Consider the following 17,103-nt stretch of genomic DNA (forward strand, 5'->3'; position numbering starts at 1 on the left):
TCCCCTTTTCCTTTTAGAAAAGAGGATTTTCTGTTTTTGCGGCGGCTCCGTTATTCTTGTAAAATGAGCCCAAGCTTATGCTAATCTATTAAGACACATGAGCCGCTTCAGCCGGCTTTTGCTTGCGAGGCGCCCCTGAAATGACCAGAAGCCCTAACATCATCAGCACGATGCCGAGCCATGAGGAAAGAGAAAGCATTTCACCTATGAAAAACACGCCCAGCAATGAGGCGGTCAGCGGCTCAGCCAGGGACAGTGTAACCGCTGCCGAAGCCGGAACGCCGGTGAGCCCTTTTGCAAACAAAAAGTAGGCCGCGCATGTCGCAATTACCCCGATATAAAGGCTCGTTCCCCATCCTTTTGGGGTCAGCATCCAAGAGAGATCCGACTGCCACAATAGCGGCATCAGCAATATGGCGCTGAGCATAAAGACAACAGCTGAGGTAGCTCTCGGCGGCTGTGTTTTCATCATTGATTTACTGATCAAGGTATAACCCGCAAAAGATGCACCTGCTCCAATCGCCATGAGAACCCCTGACACATCAATCCGAACATTGGAGCCGTCTGAAAACAGGAGCCAGCATCCCGCAAAAGCCAATACAGTTGCAATCCACCAGGAATTTCGCGGACGTTTTTTCAAAACGGCCCACTCTAAGCTCCCGGCAATAATAGGCGCACTGCCGATGGCAATCACTGTCCCAACCGCAATCCCTGTTTCTTTTACGGCGGTGAAAAAAAGCGGCTGATAACAGGCCATACAAATCGCTGCTAAAAACACGGGCGGCCAAGACCAATTTTTCACGTGAAGCTCTCGGCTGATCCAGACCACAAGAAGCATGGCGCTGCCGCCTACCAATAATCTGACCGCTCCGAATGCCAGCGGAGTGGCGCTTTCTGGAGCCAGCGCCTGAACAGTGCCGGTTGTTCCCCAGAAAAAAGCCGCGATCAGCACAAACAGGCTGTAAACATTCCCTTTCATTTGCCTCTCCCCTTTGTATGCAGATGCTGCTGTTATTTTATCGCTTTTTTTGCTGTAATTGTTTTCTGTTTATAAGAAAGATTTATCTGAAAACAAGATGATAGGCGAAAAAAAGCATGCCAGCCGTATCGGCTGACATGCAAATGGCGTTCATCCAAACACCTTTTCATTCCGTTCTGCCATCCGGACAAGATTTTTCTCAAATTCCAATTCCTCGTCAATGGACAGTCCGGCTGAGTAGAGGTGGGTGCTTAACGCTTTTAATTCCGTAAGCAAAGCAAGCATTAAATCCTGTACGGAGATATCGGTATGCAGAAGCTCACTTAACGATGCCATGGTTTCCGGACGTATATCCGGGTAGACGCCTTTTTTGTCGTTCTGTTTATCCTTCAGGGCGGCTTGATAGAATCGTCTGATCAGATCTGCCCTCTCGCTGCCGCTTTTATCTGCACAGAGATAAATTTGAACGGCTGCACCGCCGCGAAGACGTCTTTGAGAAATGCCGGCGAACTTTTTGCCGTCAATGCTGAGATCATAGCTGCCTGGACAATAGGAGCCCTCAATTTCATAGGCTTCAATCTTTGCCCCGTACGGCTTAAGCATCCGTTTCATCAGTTCCACCATTGCTTCGTATCCTCTGTCTATATCGATGCCCTTCTTTTGGTCCTCGAATATGAGAGAAATATTTAAAACGCCTTCATCCAAAACAACAGCAAGACCGCCGGAATTGCGGACGATGACGCGGTATCCCTCATTTTCGAGCAGGGCAATGCCGTCCTGCAAAAACGGGAGCCGCGTATCCTGAATACCGAGGACAATCGTGTCGTGGTGCACCCAAGAGCGTGCTGTCGCCGGCGACACGCCTTTTCCTACAGAGGCGCACAGCGTATCGTCCATAGCGAAGGATTGCTTCGCGTCAAATAAAGGGCCGAGACTGGATTGGTCAATGACTCTCCATGTCGGCTGCATCAGTAAATCAATCGGTTGGTTTGCCATCTATGTAAAACCCTTTCATGTTAGGCTTATGAACGAAACCTATTATATCATTTCACCCGTGATGATTGAAAATTGCTTTTCAGCATCGTAATGAAAATTTCTTTATTTTTTGTATTCTCCATGAGAGGAGAATGAATATAAGACAGCTTGCGCTTTAATGAGAAATCTTTAATGTGGAGAATTGAAATGTCACGGTGGATCAAATCCTTATGCAGCACGCTTCTTGATAAGACCGATAAACCCATGCCGCTGATCACCGCTTCTTTTACACCTTGATTGCTGCTGATGGTGAACATCGACTTCGGCCGCAGTCCGTTCGAGCTGAGCACATGATCGAGATATTCCCTTGTGCCGGAGCCTTTTTCCCTTGTCACCCACGCTTCATTTTGCAAATCGCTGATTGAAATGTCTCTTTTTCCGGCAAGCGGATGCTGGTTTGGCGCTGCGATGCACATTTCATCCTCCATAAACGGTTCAATTTCCAGTTCATTCTCGTCCGTATGTCCTTCAATCAGCCCGATATCAGCCTGAAGCATTCGGACACGTTCGCTTACCTCCTTTGTATTGCCAATCATGACGTCCAGATTCAGCTCAGGATACAGCTTTTGCAGCTGGGCAAGAAGCGGCGGAAGAATATACTCTCCGATTGTAAAACTGGCGGCTATTTTCAATTCACCTTTTACATAATGATGGTGCGCGTAAATTTCAGCCTTGGCCTGCTCGTAGAGAAATACCATTTGCTTTGCCCTTTGATACAAAATGTCCCCTGTCGGTGTTGTCGTAAAATGCTTCGGCGACCGATTCAGCAGAGCCGTTTGAAATTCTTTTTCAAGATTTTTAATATGCAGACTGACGCTGGGCTGGGAAATCATCAGCTTTTCTGCTGCTTTTGTGAAGTTTTTTTCTTCCACCACCGCGATAAAGGTTTTCAGCACGTCGTAATACAAAGGCCCCACCCCTGTCATGAATAAGATTTATAATGATGATCAGTTTTCTTTATTTTACTCATATCATCTGTCCTGGTAAAGAAGGCGCAAAAAAAGCAGCCCTCTGCGAGAGAGCTGCCATCGCTTTTCTTACAGTGCTTGTGCCGCTGTAATTAATGCAAGATTGTAAACATCTTCAGCGTTACAACCTCTTGAAAGATCGTTAACAGGCATATTTAAGCCTTGCAGGATTGGTCCTACAGCTTCAAAGTTGCCTAAACGCTGAGCAATTTTGTAGCCGATGTTTCCTGCTTCCAAGCTTGGGAATACGAATACGTTCGCGTCTCCTTTGATCTCGGAATCCGGCGCTTTTTTCTCAGCTACAGATGGAACGAATGCAGCGTCAAATTGGAATTCGCCGTCAAGCGTTAATTCAGGCGCTTTTTCTTTCGCGATTTTCACAGCATCCGCTACTTTTTCTGTTTCATCAGATTTTGCTGAGCCTTTTGTAGAGAAGCTGAGCATTGCTACGCGAGGATCAATGTCGAACATTTTTGCCGTATTGGCGCTTTCGATTGCGATTTCTGCAAGATCTTGGCTGTCAGGTGCAATGTTGATCGCGCAATCTGCGAATACGTACTGCTCATCGCCGCGTGCCATGATGAAGACGCCTGAAGTCTTTTTCACGCCTTCTTTTGTTTTGATGATTTGAAGAGCCGGACGGACAGTGTCGGCAGTTGAATGAGCCGCTCCGCTCACAAGACCCGCTGCAAGGCCTTTGTACACAAGCATTGTGCCGAAGTAGTTCTCGTCTAAGAGCGCTTTTCGAGCCTGTTCTTCTGTTGCTTTGCCTTTGCGGCGTTCTACGAATGCCTGTACAAGATCTTCCATGCCTTCATATGTATGAGGATCATAAATATCAACGCCGTCAAGCGTCACATTCAGTTCTTTTGCTTTTGCTTGGATCTCATTTTCATTGCCGATCACAATTGGATTCAGCACTTTATTTTCTGCAAGCTTGCTGACCGCAACTAAAATACGTTCGTCCAAGCCTTCAGGAAATACAATTTTAACGCCTTTTCCAGCTACTTTTTCTTGCACTGTTGAAAATAAATCTGCCACAATAAACCCTCCTCAAAAAGTTACAAAAACGCTTTCTTTTACTAGCATACTCTTCTTCCAGTCAAATTCAAACAGCCAACTTTTATTATAGCGCTTTCATCAAAAAATCTTATTTTTCTAACTAATTTAAGTAACTGATTCTTTCCTTATATGTTCTCTTATTTTTGAGGAGATATACGAATCGGATGTTCAAGGTTTCTCCACAGTAGAATCGGATAAACTATGATATAGTGAAGGCATTAACGAAAAGATAATAGGAGTGAAGATAAATGAGTGAACAGCAAATGACAAATGAAGCGGCAAAAACGCTGGACGGCTGGTATGCGCTTCATGATTTCCGCACAATGGACTGGACTTCCTGGAAGCTGCTGTCAAGTGATGAGCGCCAGTCTATCATTCATGAATTTACAGGATTGCTTGAAAAATGGGGAGTCGCCCAAAAAGAAGGGAAAGGCTCACAAACCCTTTACAGCATCGTTGGCCAAAAAGCTGATTTTATGCTGATGATTCTTCGCCCTACAATGGAAGAATTAAATGAAATTGAGCTCGAATTCAACAAATCAAGACTTGCTGAGTTCACCATTCCGGCTTACTCCTACGTGTCAGTTGTTGAACTGAGCAACTATTTGGCGAGCGGCGACGGCGACCCGTATGAAAATCCGCATGTACGTGCGCGCCTTTACCCTGAACTGCCGGAATCAAAATATGTATGCTTCTATCCAATGGATAAAAGAAGATCCGGCAATGACAACTGGTACATGCTTTCTATGGAAGAACGAAGAAACTTGATGAGAAGCCACGGCTTAATCGGACGCAGCTATGCTGGCAAAGTGAAACAGATCATCACAGGTTCAGTCGGCTTTGACGATTACGAATGGGGAGTTACGCTGTTCAGTGATGATGTGCTTCAATTCAAGAAGCTTGTATATGAAATGCGTTTTGACGAAGTCAGCGCGCGCTACGGCGAATTTGGCTCGTTCTTTGTGGGCAACCGCCTTTCGCTTGATACACTTCCTCAATTCCTATATGTATAATTTCTCCTCCCGCCGCAGCTGGCGGGAGTTTTTCGATTCCTCTTTGTCAGAATTTAAATAAAATTTGCTATTTTCTCCGTTTTTTTTTACGATGTAGATAATAATCCAATTTTTTCAAAGGGGTGCAGTTATTTGTCAAAACGAACCGCATTTATTATGGGAGCCAGTCAAGGGATCGGAAAAGCAATTGCTCTGAAATTAGCAGACCAGCATTTTACCGTTGTCATCAATTCGCGAGTCTTGGACAATATTGAATCTGTCAAAGAAGACATTTTGGCCAAGCATCCTGAAGCGAGTGTCATTGTCCTTGCGGGTGATATGTCTGACCAGCAAACGAGAGAGGAGATTTTTAAAGAAATTGAATCTCAATGCGGACGGCTTGATGTTCTGATTAATAATATCCCGGGCGGCGCGCCTGACACATTTGATAACTGTCATATAGAGGATATGACGGCCACGTTCACACAGAAAACCGTTGCCTATATTGACGCTATCAAGCGTGCCGCCTCTCTGATGAAACAAAACGAGTTTGGCAGAATCATCAACATTGTCGGAAATCTGTGGAAAGAACCCGGCGCCAATATGTTTACAAACAGCATGATGAATGCCGCTTTAATTAACGCCAGTAAAAATATTTCCATTCAGCTTGCTCCTCACAATATTACTGTCAACTGCCTGAATCCTGGTTTTATCGCTACAGACCGTTACCATCAATTTGTGAAGAATGTGATGGAAAAGAACAGCATATCCAAACAAGAAGCCGTAGAACAGATTGCTTCTGGCATCCCGATGAAACGGGTCGGATCAGCCGAAGAAACCGCAGCGCTCGCCGCGTTTCTCGCTTCCGAGGAAGCCTCCTATATCACCGGGCAGCAAATTTCTGCTGACGGCGGCAGCATGAAAAGCATATAAAAAAATCCCGCTTTTTAGCGGGATACTTCTTCTAATGAGGCAAACGGCAGGTTCAGCTTTTGAATCCGCATGACAAATTCCCGCAGATCCTCCTGCTTCGATACCATTGATATTCTGACATGACGTTTTCCGTTGCTGCCGAAAATCTCGCCCGGCGTTACGACAACATGGGCCTGCTCCAGCAGGTAGTCAGAGAATTGATGAGAAGACTCAAACATTTTTGGAATTTCAGCCCATACATAAAATGTTCCTTTTGGTTTTTCTATCTTCCAGCCCAGTTCTTTTTCACATAGCTCCGTAAAAAAGTCAATCCGTTCCGCATAGATGCGTTTCAAGCGATCTGTTTGTTCCGGATCTCCAGACAGCGCCGCACTGGCCGCCTGCTGCAGTCCGCCGAACATGCCGACAAAGACGTGATCCTGAAATTCATTGACCGCTTGAATGATCTTTTCATTTCCGACGGCAAACGCCATTCTCCAGCCGGCCATGTTAAATGTTTTTGAAAACGAATAAAGCTCCGCGCCCACAGTTTTTGAGTCCTCCGCCTGCAGGAAGCTGGCCGGTTTTTTATCAAACTCAAATGCGCCGTACGCAAAGTCATGGATCAAATGAATCTGGTGCTCTTTTGCAAATGCGGCCGCTTTTGCATAAAAAGCCGCATCCGCCACAGCTCCCGTCGGGTTATTCGGATAGTTCAAAAACATCAGCTTCGCTTTTTGTAACACAGCGGGATCTATTTTCTCAAAGTCTGGCAGATAGCCGTTTTCTGCGTGCAGCGGCATTTCGTGCAGCTCTGCTCTTGCCATTGTAATACCCGAAAGGTATTCAGGATAGCCCGGGTTCGGGACCAAAGCGATATCTCCCGGATTGAGCAGGCATTGTGTCAAAACATACAAGCCTGCTTTTCCCCCGCCAAAGAGCGCCACTTCTGTTTCAGGATTGATTGTCACTCCGTATTCTCTTTTATAGAAAGCGGCAATCGCTTCCTTCAGAAAGGGATAGCCTCTGAATGGCCCATACCCGTGGAAAGAAGGGTTCACAGCCGCCTCCTGCAATGCCTGCACGATATGCGGCGGAGTAGGAAGGTCAGGGTTCCCCTGTCCAAGATTAATGACTTGCGCCCCCGTTTTTTCCATTTCTTTTACCTTTTGAAAAACGAGAGAAAATTCTTGCCTTGGAAGTGTCTTGATGACGTCGGACGGTGTTATTTCCATCTGAAAGACTCCTTATAAGTGAATTTGCTCAGTTTTTTTATCCCGTTCCAAAAAAGACTTGTTCACCAGCTTTGTATGCAAAAACAAACCGCTTACCATGATAACAATCAGCCCCATGATGACAGGAGCCTCTAACACGTTGATAAGCATGGAACCAATCGAAATGCACAAGCCAATGGACGCTTCAGCCACCGAAAAAATACGCCCTTGAATCTGGTTCGCCGCGTTTTCCTGAACTTTAACCTTTGCAAGCACTTCCCCATATTCCATGGCGATGAAAAAGAGAATGGCAGCAATGACAGATACAGCGAAAATGGGCGTGAATAAAAACAGCGCCAGCGAGACGATTGATAAAATGGTAAAGTACATCAAGCCTTTATTGTTGTTAAAGCCCCACTTGCTGACAAGCGCCGCTCCGATGAAACCGCCGAAGCCGATGCAGAAGGTAAGGATAAAGTTGCCGATCTCCCCGTCACCCAAAAAGCGGCTGACAATCGGAAAATAGCTGTACACGATCCCCCAAAGCATTGCCATCGTAATCATCGTAAACATGGCGTTTAACACGAATGAATTGGTTTTGATTTCCTTCAGCCCTTCTTTAAAAGACTGAAAGGCTTCTTTTATATTTTCAGACTGAATCGGGACAAATTGCAGCTTAATTCGCCTGATAAAAAACGCTGAAACCAGGTATGTCACACCGTTAAAGGCAACAGCCATCTCTACAGACCCGGCTAACAGGAATAACCCTCCGGCGGCCGCCCCGACAATGATAGAAATGGTCGTGGCTTTAGCGAATAAGGTATTGATATTTTTAATATCTGATTCCAGAGAAGACATGACCGCGAGACGCGCCGGATTAAAAAATACGCCGCTCCCGTAAGAGACAAACAGCAGGGCCAGAAAAACCAGCGGATACTCGCCTTTTGGGAGAAAGGTGAGCCCCAAAAAGATGATGCCCCTGATGACATCCGTCCACAGCATAATTTTAATTCTGTCCAATCGGTCAACGAGCACCCCTAAAAACGGCTGAAACACCATCGGAATGCTTCTGACCGCAATGACTCCTGACGTCACCCAATAATCGTGATAATATGTAGACAAAATGAGCAGGGCCGGGAGAACACAATAGTCTCCCATAAACGAAAGCGCCTGCCCGTAAAGCAAGTATTTAGAATTTGGCTTTAACTGTTTCATACCGGCAGCACATACTTCGCAGTAAGCTTTGCATGCTGCTGGATGTGTTTAATTGAATCGGCTACATCCTGGGAATTGCTTCCTTTCAGTTCAAATGCGGCAATGGAATTGAAGGCTTCAAAAAGGCGCAAATCAACAGACGTACCTGGTGCCGCAGCCGAGAAAGAAACAAGTTCCGTATCTCCTTTCAGCAGCCCATCCGGAATGTTGATGGATTCAATGATCATATCCTCCGCCGCTTCAGGAAGCTGCCCGTTTTGTTTGAAATGCTCCGGGTACAAATGACAGTCGGCGATATAGCAAGGTTCTTGCTCCAGCAATCCATCCGGAAGATCGGCGTCTTTTCCGAAACAGAGAACATCCAGCAATAATTGCGCCATGTCGACGCCGAAGACCTTTTTAATATTCGGAATCATATTCCATCCGGCGAACCTGGCCGCAGACTCTATTAAACCGGCTTCTCTATTTTTCATTAACTTGATTTCTGTATGTGTCGCGCAGTTTTCCAGCCCAAGCCCTTCATTTGCTTTTTTGGCCGCTTCAATAATGATCTTTTTCGCTTCATCATCCAAGATGGACGGCGTGATATGCGAGGTTTCCGTAAATCCGATTTGCGGTGTTTTGTCATGAATCGCGACTGGAACATATTCTCCGTCCGCCATGATCCCTTCTATGCTGATATAGTCGGAGTATCCCTCGGTTTGATACCAGTCCGGGTATTCTCCCTGTAAAAATTCCTCCGCAATAAACGGGGCTTCAAACGTAACCGCCTTCGGCACATTAATGGATTTCAGGTAGTCATTCACTCTGTTAAACTCGGCTTCTGCTGTTTTGGTGTCCGTAATCAGCGTCACGCCGATTGAACTCGCCAAGTATGTCGGTTTTAAGATGAGCGGCGTGCCGATCTCTTTCAGCGCGGAGCGGAAATCTTCAAGGGTTGTGACCCGTTTGTTTTTGATTGTTTTGACCCCGGCTTTATTAAACGCTGCCCTCATTTTATTTTTATCTCTGGCATTTTCGGCAGCTTGTACACCCGCTCCTCTTAAGCCGAGACGTTTACAGGCTTTCGCCATCGGAGCGATGAATAATTCATTGTTTGTTGTGATGGCTTCCGCTCCAAACATTTCGGCAACCTTGACGATTTGCTCGACTACCTCTTCTTCGGGTTTGTCATGATCCTCATGCGCCCAGTAAATGGAATCGGGATGCTCGAAATCTGTGATACTCTGAAAATAATCTTTATCCTTTATGACCGCGACCGAGTATTTTTCAATAAGTGCCGCATGGGAAGCTGTAATGGCAAATGGTCTCGGAATAAAGCTGACCAGGTTATATTTTTCAGCAGCGCTTTGATAAAACATATGCGGCGGGCAGCCTCCAAGATCAGCGATAACCAAAACTGTTTTTCTCTCCATATGTAAAACACTCCTTCTCTCTCTATTGTGCGGTATATCCTCCGTCTGCGGTGATGGCGCTTCCGGTCATGTAGCTTGATAAATCAGAGGCTAAAAACAGCATAACGTTTGCTATTTCTTCAGGTTTTCCGAGTTTTAGCATCGGATTCACCTTCGCCTTTTCTTTCTTGATTTCTTCAAGTGTGCCTTCATTATTTTCCATAAAGGATTTCTCATTTAACGGCGTATCAATAATCCCCGGACATACACAATTAACGCGGATTTGATGTTTGGCGTAATCAACAGCCATTGACCTTGTCAGCTGCAACACGCCGCCTTTGCTGGCGTTATATGCCGGGATATCAGGCCATGCCACGACTCCGCCGACAGAGCACGTATTAATGATATTGCCCTTGCCGGCAGCCAGCATATGCTTGAGTGCGTGCTTGCTCATTAAAAACATGCCTGTCAGATTGACTTGGAGCACCTTATTCCAATCGCTCAGCTCCATCACATGAATAGGCGCCACGATTTCGATCCCCGCATTATTAATTAAAATATCTAATCCTCCGAATGTATTGATTGCCGATTGAACAGCGTGCTGGCAGGCAGCTTCGTCTGTTATATCTGTTTGCACAAAGTGCAGCCGGTCATTATTTTCTTGCCGGACCATGACTTCTCCCTGTGCTGCATCAATATCCGCCACAACCACATTTGCCTGCTGGTTCAAAAAAGCTTGAACCGCGGCATAGCCGATGCCTGATGCGCCTCCTGTTATGAGGACGGTTTTATCGGTGAGGTTCATGATGATTCATCCGCCTTTATCTTTTTCGTTTTTGCTCTGTTGTAGCGCGGCGGAAAGAAGATGTTAATGGATTGAGATTCTTTTTCAGAACGGTTGATGGCACCGTGGTCTTCACGAGGTTCACAGAAATAGGCGGTGCCGAATGTCATATCCACTGTGCAGCCTTCAACGGTCATATCATATCCGCCGCCGATGCAGATGCCGATTTGTTCATTGCGATGTTTATGGAAAGGCATTTCGCCGCCGTTTCCAGGAATCTTGGCCAGCATAATTTCTATCCAATCCTCAACAAAGAACGTGACTTCCATGCCAGGCAATAAATCTCTCGTTTTGAAAATATTCAAAAAGTAGTCTTCAGGACTTGTATACGTTTCATCAGCTTTATACCGTTTAATATCAATGGCAATGACTTCTTGGTCTGTTTCATTTCTAGCTCCGTGAGGCACATGCGGCGGCGCGATATATGCCGATTCCAAGGCTGTCATTTTTTTTGTGACGTCTCCGACAGTCATGGACAGCTCGCCTGAAACGACCATGCCGATTTGGACTTCCTTGTGCTGATGCGGTTCAACGTTCGTATGCGGCGGAACGTAAGACATTAGCACTTCAGTATCGCCGCGGACGGTGGAATACTGTCTCACTCCGTTCTCCCACTCTATTAATTTTGGTGTCGGGAAATAAATCTCCTTCACATCTTGTTCAGTTTTCATAATCAACGTCTCCTTTTCCGAATAATGACCAGCTCATAGGAATGCTTTTAAATGTCTTAACAAATTTGAGCCCGTATTTTTGTCTTGCCAGTTCATTGGTTAAAGCAATGTCAGAAAGACCTTCTTTTACTTTTTTTGCTGCGGCGCTGGTTGAGTTGACCAGCTCGAACCTGACGTCTTTGCGGGTAAAATATTTAATTAAATTGATAGGTGATGGGTGTGAAACAATAATAGATGTGTCAAGCATGTCGTCGCTGAATGTGAAATCAGGACGGACAGCCAGGCCGTACATCGGTGTATCGCACCTGAAGATTTGCAAAAGCTGCAAATCCGGCCTCATGTAGAAATGTTTAATGCCGTCATAAGCATGTGGAACGATGGTGTATTCCAGCGGGCTTTGAAGAGTCCTTTCGATGCATGATTCAAATGTATCATGCAAAGATAATTTACTGTTTAGCCCTTGGAGAAGAGTAAAATTAGAGATGAAATGTTTTGCTGCGTACTCACTGCTTGTCCCTTCTGGGCCGAGCGTGTTGACTGTAATCAGTTTTGATATTGAATAAGCTTTGTTTTTTGTCTGAATGCTATTATCCAATATAATCATGAGCACCAACCAATCTTTTAAATTTTAAGTAAATTTTATCCAGCGGCAATCGAACTGTCAACATTTTTTGAAAATACTGATAATTATTCCCATACAAACAGAAAAACCCTTAAGAAAGGGTTTTTTGTTATAGGAATTTAGAAACTTTGTTTATTGGGATAAGGAATGATCTGCTTTCTGCTCATGCTTTCCGTACTTTTTATATGCGAATACACTGAGCACAAAACCGAGCACTGTAATGATGGCGCAAATCATTCCGACAGCTGCATAACCGTATCCCACATATACAGGTCCCATCAAAGCAGAACCTAATGTCACAGCCAAATTTGAGGCAAGGCTGTAAAACGCCATAATTTTCCCGCGATGACGCTCTGAGCAATCACTCAAAATGGTGCTGAGCAGCGTCACCGTCAAGCTTTGCATTAACCCCCAGATGAATAGACTGATGATTAGCAGAGGCATTGATGCGGGCGCATACGCGATACAAGCCAGCAGAACGCTGATGACCGCCAGCGCAATGATCAGAGAGCGCATTTTTCCAATGCGGTCGGCAATCTTACCTGTAAAGACACTCATGGAAAACCCGATGCCATAAATCATAATAAATAAGCCGGCAGCCGTATTGCCTCCGGTAAAAACGTCCTGTAGGTAAGAGCCTAAAAACGAATACATACCGTAAAAACCAATCATATTGCACAAAGTGATTATGATATAAACGGGAACACGCGGCACTTTAAGCGCGTCTCGAAATGTCCCCGCCGGCTCATCTTTTTCCTCCTGGACGGTGCTTTTATTATCGTTATGGCGGCGCATTTCAAATAGGACGAGCAAAACAACAAGTGCACCCATCAAGGCGAAAATCCAGAATGTCCATCTCCAATGTAAGACGCCGCCTATAAATGATCCGATCGGCACACCGAAAATCAGTGCAAGCGACCAGCTTGATACGATCAGACCCATCACTTTCCCCCGATATGTATACGGAACACGATCCCCGACAACTGCGTAAGCGGTCGGGACAAACGCACCTGCCGCCAACCCTGAAAGCGCACGGCCTAAAAAGAAGAAAAAAATATTTTGCGCCAAAGCGCATATCACGGTTCCTATAATAAAGATCACGAGTCCCAGCATTAAACTCAGTTCTCTCGAGTATTTATCCCCTAAAGGCACCAGCAGCGGGGCACCGATAAAGATCATGATCCCATATATACTGATAGATAGCGCAAGCACGCTGACATCTGAGTTGAAGGCATCTGCTAAATCAGGCAGCAGCGGTGAAATGACAAGCTCTTCAGATCCAGCCGCAAATACGCCCATTGTTAAAGCCAGCGCAAGAAATAGCGGAAAATGATGTTTTGATTTGATGTGATTGTTTTGTTTACTGTTCATTCTCCCTTAACACCTCTTCCGGAATCTTAAAATAAAGTTGAATTATAGTTTAGCATCCTTTATTTGCAATTTACAATTCGAACGAAAATAATTTTCTTTTTATTATTTGCATTCAAATACGAATAAGGGATTTCTTGTTTCAAATTTAAAATAAAACAAAAACATATCCTGGGATATGCTATAGTAATGCATTTGTTAAGGCGGGTCAGGTGATGAATCAAGGTTATTCACAGTTAGCCCGATTTCGGGAGGATTCATCCTTCAATTTACTGACTGGTCAACTTTGTTTATCATGCTGGCAGGGACCGGGTGTCTTATTTTTGTCACGGTTCTGACCGCATTGCCTGAATCACTGCCTGAAAGCTGATCACATGTCGGCACTTGCTTGGCGACCGGGCGTTTATGGGTTTTGCTTTCAGCCAGGCCTATATCGGGACCGGCATGTTTGCGTATATTTCCGGTTCGCCGTTTATCCTGCAAAACATTTACGGTGTGTCGGCTCAGATGTTCAGCATGCCGTTTGCCATCAACGGCGCTCGCCGGTGTAGCCGGGGAAGAAAACGCGCGGCCGATGGCGTTGAGTATATTCGGCTTTGATGTGCTCGCGATATTGTCCTATGTGTTTCTTGTCAGACGTAACGCGTAAAAAAGCTCTCCGGTCTCCCGGAGAGCTTCTTCTATTGCGCTTCTGTTTGCTCTTTTTTCAGCGGTTCATTTTGTAAGCGTTTCTTGACGCTCAGATGATAGTACGCATAGCAGAAAATAATGATTGGTACACCGCAGTACAAGCCGATTCTTTGATCTGGGATGAATATAAGGCTTATCAATACGCATCCGTATAATACAAACCCAAGAATCGGCACCAACGGATAAAGAGGGGTTCTGAATTCCAGGTCGTTCACGTTTCCGCCTTCAGCGAGGAACCGCCTGCGAAAGAAAAATTGCGAGGCGCAAATGGACATCCACGCGACAACTGTCACCATGCCTGAGATTGATATACACCATAAATACACGGTTTCTGCAGCCATGACGCTAGTCAGCAGCGAACAGCCGGAAATCCCAATCGTAATCAGCAGGGCATTGATCGGCACCCCTTTTTTGGTCAGTCTCGTTAAAAGGGCCGGGCCCATTTTGTTAGTTGAAAGCGACCACATCATACGCGAGGCTGCATATAAACCAGAATTGGCAACAGATAAAATCGCCGTTAATATGACAAAGTTCATCATATCAGCCGCAAATGGGATGCCGATTTGATCAAGCACCGCTACAAACGGACTCTCAATCACCCCAGCCGTTTCATACGGAAGAATGGCAACCAAGACAAACATAGCCAGCACAAAGAAAAACAGCGTTCGCCAGATGACATTTCGAATGGACTTTGGCAGTGTCTTTTCCGGACTTTCACTCTCCCCTGCCGCAATTCCGACCAGCTCTGTCCCCTGAAATGAGAAATTGACCATAACCAGCGTAAACATAACAGCCAGCACGCCATTTGGAAACAGTCCTTTATCAGTCATGAAATGAGATAGAAAAGGCGTTTCCTGACCGCCTTTAAAATCAATCAAGCCAAACACGGCGCACCCGCCGATCACGATAAATAATATGATCGCTGTCACTTTGATGCTCGAAAACCAAAATTCCATTTCCGCAAAGCTTCGGACAGACAGCGCATTAATCAAAAAGATGATGACACCGAAAACGAGACACCATATCCAGATCGGCACGGAGGGCAGCCATCTTTGCATCAAAATGCCCGCTGATGTTAGCTCCAAGCCGACTGTATTCGCCCAGCTGAACCAATACAGCCATCCGATCATAAAACCTGTCGACGGCCCCAAAAACTTTGTGGCGTAGGCTTGAAACGATCCGGACACCGGCATGGCGACAGCCAGCTCCCCTAAACAAAGCATGACCAGATACATTAAAATCCGCCAATCATATAGGCGACAATGGCTCCGAGAGGACCCGCCTGGCTGATCGTAAAGCCGGAACCTAAAAACAGACCGGTGCCGATGACGCCGCCCAAGGCAATCATAAACAAATGCCGGCTTTTCATACTGCGCTGCAATTCATTTTTATGATCCTGCATCATCCTTCTCCCTTCGGCTCTTTTGTGCTGATATTCATCCGATAGCTTTGCAGAAGGTGAACAGTGGTCTGCTGTATCAGATCAGGCAATACATGAAATGTGTACGGCTTGTATACTCTTTCAGTCCATTTATGTCCGTCTTTTCCGTATACACCCATGTTAATGGAAGGAATGTTCAGTTTCCGTATATCTTTAAACGGAATGGTTCCAATCATCTCCCACCCCGGGAAGTTTCTGATAAAGGAATCAATTTCGTCATCGGTTTCATGCAGCGATAAAAAGCTGCCGTCTGCCAAGTAAGGGAAAAACTTTTTGAAAACAAAGGTTTCGCCTGTCGTTTCGGCGGTTTTGTCCACCGCTTCTTTGATCACATGCTGCAATAGCTGGTCTCTTGTGCTTTCTTCTTTTAAATAGTTATGCGGTAAATAAGGAGGAGCATAAAACAGAATGACTTTTGCGCCCTGATCGGGATCAAGCTTTTGGAGTTCTTCAATTGCATGAAAACATCTCATGCGCAGTTCAAGGTGCTCATTGGCTTTGAATGCTTGCTCTATACACTGCTCAGGATCGACGCCGCGGCTTCTTAGCTTTTCCATGTATTGATCCAAACTGAAGACTTGAATATCCCAAGACAAATGTCTCTTCGGAAGATTTGTTCGCTTCAGATATTCTTCATAATACTCTGATAATTTTTGTTCTGTGTCCCGGCACGCTTTCTCAGCGACTTGGGTAAGCTGGTCCATGACTTCCTTTGCTGTTTTTTCATAGATAAAATAATTGAAATACAAATAGCTGCTGACGGCGGTTTGGACGTTATAGGATTCTTTGTTATCACGCTGGTACAAGCAGGATGGGGGCAGAACCAATTCGCCTTCAATCTTTTCTGCTAAATGAATATTGTTGTGGATGCGTCTTGTGATTTCAGAAGAAATGAGATTTGGATCGATGCCAGCAAGCGTGTCTCCGACATGCACTTCCCGGCCGGATATATAAAAGCAAGGCAGCAGCTTTCCCGCGGCTCCGGTATAGATATATCTTGTTGAATCACCATCGTACAGCGGCGTAATAAAATCGGTATTAATGGCAGCCAAATACTGAATCTGTTTTTCCTTTTTTAATCGGTTCAGCTCAGAAATACTGGCGAGAATACCGGCATGCTGACTTTCTTCATCCGGGTTTGCCATAAATAATAGATTTCCCGGCAATGCTTTGGGGTTCTCTGAAAAGTGCAGGAGATTGGACAAATGCACCGCGATGCCGCTTTGCATGTCGACAGAGCCTCTGCCGAACATCCACTCACCCGACTTGGCGTCCCTCTGAACGTCTTCATCAAAGTCATAGTTGGAGAAATACTCAGCCAATTTTTCAGAATCAAAAGCGATATCCTTAAGCGGGCCGAAATCTTCAATTCCCACCGTATCCAAGTGGGCGTGATAAATGACAGTATTCCGGCTTTCCCCGCTGCCTTCCACAAACGCAAAAATATTTTTCCGGTTGTACGGGTCATTAGGAATAGCCTGTTCCCATACATGGCAAGGATGTTCCTGAAAGTAAGGATAGCTCATGATGACTTCTTTGATAAAATCTGCTTTCGTCCCTTCGCCGATGGTGCCGTTTACACTGCTGAGGCTGACCAGAGACTTTGTCAGTGTCTCAACCCGTTCTGCCGGCGGCATGTGACTGATTTTTGTATAGAGCATACATCATCCCCCTCATCCAAACATGTAAATAGTGC

General features: G+C 45.5%; 15 protein-coding genes and 1 pseudogene. 3 read left to right on the forward strand and 13 right to left on the reverse strand.

Going from position 1 to position 17,103, the window contains the following annotated elements:
• Positions 1-88: 88 nt before the first annotated feature.
• The 4 genes from NYE43_RS19750 to pta all read right to left on the reverse strand — a co-directional run bounded on the left by NYE43_RS19750 (position 89) and on the right by pta (position 4,023).
• Positions 89-979 (reverse strand): carboxylate/amino acid/amine transporter, encoded by an 891-nt coding sequence (locus tag NYE43_RS19750; RefSeq protein WP_198098148.1) that lies wholly within the window; start codon positions 977-979, stop codon positions 89-91.
• 150 nt (positions 980-1,129) lie between these two features.
• Positions 1,130-1,975, reverse strand: a complete 846-nt coding sequence (locus tag NYE43_RS19755) for a lipoate--protein ligase family protein (protein ID WP_024123239.1) — start codon at positions 1,973-1,975, stop codon at positions 1,130-1,132.
• 47 nt (positions 1,976-2,022) lie between these two features.
• Positions 2,023-2,922, reverse strand: coding sequence for a cysJI operon transcriptional regulator CysL (gene cysL, locus NYE43_RS19760; RefSeq protein ID WP_103671854.1), 900 nt, complete (start codon positions 2,920-2,922; stop codon positions 2,023-2,025).
• A gap of 129 nt (positions 2,923-3,051) precedes the next feature.
• Positions 3,052-4,023, reverse strand: coding sequence for a phosphate acetyltransferase (pta, locus tag NYE43_RS19765; RefSeq protein ID WP_095712778.1), 972 nt, complete (start codon positions 4,021-4,023; stop codon positions 3,052-3,054).
• 269 nt (positions 4,024-4,292) lie between these two features.
• Between pta and hemQ the strand changes: the two genes are divergently transcribed.
• Positions 4,293-5,057, forward strand: a complete 765-nt coding sequence (gene hemQ, locus NYE43_RS19770) for a hydrogen peroxide-dependent heme synthase (RefSeq protein ID WP_003235942.1) — start codon at positions 4,293-4,295, stop codon at positions 5,055-5,057.
• A 132-nt stretch (positions 5,058-5,189) separates the two neighbouring features.
• Positions 5,190-5,969 (forward strand): NADPH-dependent reductase BacG, encoded by a 780-nt coding sequence (bacG, locus tag NYE43_RS19775; protein ID WP_185848492.1) that lies wholly within the window; start codon positions 5,190-5,192, stop codon positions 5,967-5,969.
• Positions 5,970-5,983: 14 nt separating this feature from the next.
• On the opposite strand, the gene NYE43_RS19780 is transcribed toward bacG, so the two are convergent.
• The 7 genes from NYE43_RS19780 to NYE43_RS19810 form a co-directional block, all read right to left on the reverse strand.
• On the reverse strand, positions 5,984-7,183 hold the full coding sequence (locus NYE43_RS19780; RefSeq protein WP_024123243.1) for a pyridoxal phosphate-dependent aminotransferase: 1,200 nt from the start codon (positions 7,181-7,183) through the stop codon (positions 5,984-5,986).
• A 12-nt stretch (positions 7,184-7,195) separates the two neighbouring features.
• Complete coding sequence (bacE, locus tag NYE43_RS19785) at positions 7,196-8,377, reverse strand: bacilysin exporter BacE (RefSeq protein WP_024123244.1); 1,182 nt, start codon at positions 8,375-8,377, stop codon at positions 7,196-7,198.
• A complete protein-coding gene (locus tag NYE43_RS19790) occupies positions 8,374-9,792 on the reverse strand; it encodes an ATP-grasp domain-containing protein (protein ID WP_024123245.1) in 1,419 nt (472 codons plus the stop codon). The genes bacE and NYE43_RS19790 overlap by 4 nt, the downstream gene beginning before the upstream one ends.
• A gap of 22 nt (positions 9,793-9,814) precedes the next feature.
• Positions 9,815-10,576: a dihydroanticapsin 7-dehydrogenase gene (bacC, locus tag NYE43_RS19795; protein WP_341062476.1), complete on the reverse strand. Its 762-nt coding sequence runs from the start codon at positions 10,574-10,576 to the stop codon at positions 9,815-9,817.
• Positions 10,573-11,286, reverse strand: a complete 714-nt coding sequence (locus NYE43_RS19800; protein ID WP_024123247.1) for a cupin domain-containing protein — start codon at positions 11,284-11,286, stop codon at positions 10,573-10,575. Before NYE43_RS19800 ends, bacC begins: the two co-directional genes overlap by 4 nt.
• Positions 11,276-11,890 carry a bacilysin biosynthesis protein BacA gene (locus tag NYE43_RS19805; RefSeq protein WP_095712765.1) on the reverse strand — a complete coding sequence of 205 codons (615 nt, stop codon included), beginning with the start codon at positions 11,888-11,890 and terminating at the stop codon, positions 11,276-11,278. The genes NYE43_RS19800 and NYE43_RS19805 overlap by 11 nt, the downstream gene beginning before the upstream one ends.
• A 150-nt stretch (positions 11,891-12,040) precedes the next feature.
• A complete protein-coding gene (locus tag NYE43_RS19810) occupies positions 12,041-13,279 on the reverse strand; it encodes an MFS transporter (RefSeq protein WP_024123249.1) in 1,239 nt (412 codons plus the stop codon).
• Positions 13,280-13,681: 402 nt separating this feature from the next.
• Here NYE43_RS19810 and NYE43_RS21760 point away from each other — a divergent pair, with 402 nt between their 5' ends.
• Complete coding sequence (locus NYE43_RS21760; protein WP_253295224.1) at positions 13,682-13,876, forward strand: hypothetical protein; 195 nt, start codon at positions 13,682-13,684, stop codon at positions 13,874-13,876.
• Between the two features lie 80 nt (positions 13,877-13,956).
• Here the strand turns inward: NYE43_RS21760 and NYE43_RS19820 are convergent.
• Together NYE43_RS19820 and NYE43_RS19825 are read right to left on the reverse strand one after the other, a co-directional pair.
• A pseudogene (locus tag NYE43_RS19820) lies at positions 13,957-15,368 on the reverse strand (amino acid permease).
• Entirely contained in the window at positions 15,368-17,068 is a 1,701-nt protein-coding gene (locus NYE43_RS19825; RefSeq protein WP_341062480.1) for a M20 family metallopeptidase, read from the reverse strand. The pseudogene NYE43_RS19820 and the gene NYE43_RS19825 overlap by 1 nt, the downstream one beginning before the upstream one ends.
• Positions 17,069-17,103 lie beyond the last annotated feature (35 nt).

This window comes from Bacillus sp. FSL R5-0434 (assembly GCF_038004745.1).
Classification (GTDB): Bacteria; Bacillota; Bacilli; order Bacillales; family Bacillaceae; genus Bacillus; species Bacillus halotolerans.

Coding starts and splice junctions, on each gene's coding strand:
- NYE43_RS19750 (WP_198098148.1), bottom strand. CDS start 979: ATGAAAGGGAATGTTTACAGCCTGTTTGTGCTGATCGCGGCTTTTTTC.
- NYE43_RS19755 (WP_024123239.1), bottom strand. CDS start 1,975: ATGGCAAACCAACCGATTGATTTACTGATGCAGCCGACATGGAGAGTC.
- hemQ (WP_003235942.1), top strand. CDS start 4,293: ATGAGTGAACAGCAAATGACAAATGAAGCGGCAAAAACGCTGGACGGC.
- NYE43_RS19780 (WP_024123243.1), bottom strand. CDS start 7,183: ATGGAAATAACACCGTCCGACGTCATCAAGACACTTCCAAGGCAAGAA.
- bacE (WP_024123244.1), bottom strand. CDS start 8,377: ATGAAACAGTTAAAGCCAAATTCTAAATACTTGCTTTACGGGCAGGCG.
- NYE43_RS19790 (WP_024123245.1), bottom strand. CDS start 9,792: ATGGAGAGAAAAACAGTTTTGGTTATCGCTGATCTTGGAGGCTGCCCG.
- bacC (WP_341062476.1), bottom strand. CDS start 10,576: ATGAACCTCACCGATAAAACCGTCCTCATAACAGGAGGCGCATCAGGC.
- NYE43_RS19800 (WP_024123247.1), bottom strand. CDS start 11,286: ATGAAAACTGAACAAGATGTGAAGGAGATTTATTTCCCGACACCAAAA.
- NYE43_RS19805 (WP_095712765.1), bottom strand. CDS start 11,890: ATGATTATATTGGATAATAGCATTCAGACAAAAAACAAAGCTTATTCA.
- NYE43_RS19810 (WP_024123249.1), bottom strand. CDS start 13,279: ATGAACAGTAAACAAAACAATCACATCAAATCAAAACATCATTTTCCG.
- NYE43_RS21760 (WP_253295224.1), top strand. CDS start 13,682: ATGGGTTTTGCTTTCAGCCAGGCCTATATCGGGACCGGCATGTTTGCG.
- NYE43_RS19825 (WP_341062480.1), bottom strand. CDS start 17,068: ATGCTCTATACAAAAATCAGTCACATGCCGCCGGCAGAACGGGTTGAG.